Annotated in this window: 2 protein-coding genes; both read left to right on the top strand. The window is 67.8% G+C overall.

From position 1 onward, the window contains the following. Window positions 1-265, top strand: a 265-nt coding sequence (locus GV068_RS25315) for a hypothetical protein (RefSeq protein ID WP_229464649.1), incomplete at its 5' end; no start/stop codon positions are given. 683 nt (window positions 266-948) lie between these two features. Continuing rightward, window positions 949-1,495: hypothetical protein (locus GV068_RS24820; protein WP_201303423.1), on the top strand; the 547-nt coding region annotated here is incomplete at its 3' end.

The following is a 1,495-nucleotide window of genomic DNA, read 5'->3' as shown; positions in this document are numbered from 1 at the left end:
AGCCATCCCCATGCGCTGGATGCGTCCCACACCACCAGCTGGCCTGCCGATCCTCCTCGTCCACAGCTCCGGCGACCGCGACGTCCCCCTCGAGGTCTCCAGGCGATTCGCGGCCGTGCCTGGCGCGGCAGTCACCCTCGTGGAGATCGCGCCCTGCCCGCACGGCATGGAACTTAACCGCGAGCCCCAGCTGTTCCACGGCGCGATCTCACGCTTCCTTTCCCGAAACGCGGCTCTATCCACGGCATCCAAGGTGCACGGATAGGGTACCTTGGTGGTCGTTAGCGCTTCGGACAGGCTGCGACATTCAGCGCCACGGGGTCGTGCTGGCCAGTCGTTCGAGTCGCCTACCTCGCAAGGAGAAGGAACATCCATGCAGTCTCGCGACACGCCGTCCCAGGCCGCCGCGCGCATGCATGTTCCCGCCAAGGTGTGACTATGAGCGACTTTGGACGACGCGCCAGCCGAGCGCAGAACGCCCCTACGGTCCTTCTGCAGGGCCGTGTGCTTCCTGAGACCCGCCAGGCGTTCAAGGACGCCGCTGAAGAGAGCGGCGTCTCAGTCGCCTACTACCTCGACGCGCTAGCGCGCTCGCTCGTCGCCGAAAACGGCGCGATGCCGCTCGTCGAGGACCCCCGTCGGCTTAACCGAGTGGAGTTGCCGATCCCAGCCGCTTAACGACAAAACCCCCGCCAGAGGCGGGGGTTCGGGGCCAGGCCCCAAGTCATGTTTCTCACTACCTGCTACGTCGCCAAACAGATCAGGTCGTGAGCTTCCGAGAGAAGAAGCCCGGTTGGAGCCGGGAGCCTTCGTCGTACCACCACCCCGAGAGGAGGAGGTGTCGCCATCGTAACGCACGTTGCTGCGCCCGGTATAGATCAATCTGCCCGCGTGTCCTCTTCGGATAGCGCCTGGGCGTTGACGCGCTCGATCGCGCCTCGTCGGTACGTGAACCGCATGATCGCGGAGGCGGACGGGACGATCCGGTCGAACAGCTACCCGTCGAAGTTCCCGACTGCAGGGCACACTGCCCCGTCGACGCCGTGGACCATCGATCTCACCGACCTTGACGGGCGGTTCTGGTTCGCCGCGTTCGACCTCGACGCGAAGACCCCGGAGGACTTCGACCAGGCGGCCGAGGATCTCGGCGTGCTGGTCCGGATCCTCCGCGACGCACGGGTGCCGCACGTGGTGTGCCGTTCGAGCCCCACCGGCGGGTTCCACGTCTGGGTGCCCCTCGCCGGCGTCGACAAGGCCACGATGGTGCAGCTCGCCGGCGCCGCGCGCGCTGTCCTGCCGTCTCTTGACCACGGGTTGCTCTGCAACGACCGCACGGGCGCCGTCCGCCCGCCGCTGACCCCACACGCACGCGGTGGCGCGTCCGAGGTGATGGCCGGCGCCGACGACGTCGACGTGCTCCGCACCCCGACCGTCACCGCCGGCGATCTCCTCCGCGTCACGGCCGCGTTCCGTGAGCTCCGCCCGACCGTGGATC

The sequence above is a fragment of the Massilia sp. 9I genome (assembly GCF_902506415.1).
Lineage (GTDB): Bacteria > Pseudomonadota > Gammaproteobacteria > Burkholderiales > Burkholderiaceae_D > Telluria.
The sequence above is the reverse complement of the archived record's forward strand: the minus strand, read 5'-3'. Positions and strand labels throughout refer to the sequence as shown.